Annotated in this window: 1 protein-coding gene; it reads right to left on the bottom strand. The window is 56.5% G+C overall.

All coding sequences use genetic code 11. From position 1 onward, the window contains the following. Positions 1-13 precede the first annotated feature (13 nt). The coding region (locus tag QP990_RS12255) for a hypothetical protein (RefSeq protein ID WP_284799441.1) at positions 14-232 on the bottom strand (219 nt) is incomplete at its 5' end.

Genomic DNA, 232 nt, shown 5'->3' with positions numbered 1-232 from the left:
TAGAAACCGAGTACTATCTCACCCAGCCCATCAACACAGGGCCGTAAAAGAAGCGGAACTCAACCCAGGACGCTTCAACTTCCATATTGTCGCCGTTCATGTTGAGGTGAACTTCGACTGGTGGGAGGGCGGTTTTTCCGGGGTCGTCGGCTGTTCCGGCGACAGCGACTTTGACACGGCCTTGATTGTCAAGAATGTCTGGGGCGTTGGCCCCGTCGATTCCCCAGGGGGA

It is taken from the genome of Corynebacterium sp. MSK071, from assembly GCF_030232125.1.
GTDB lineage: Bacteria > Actinomycetota > Actinomycetes > Mycobacteriales > Mycobacteriaceae > Corynebacterium > Corynebacterium kefirresidentii.
Note: the sequence above shows the minus strand (reverse complement) of the source record. Positions and strands in the feature narration are given on the sequence as shown.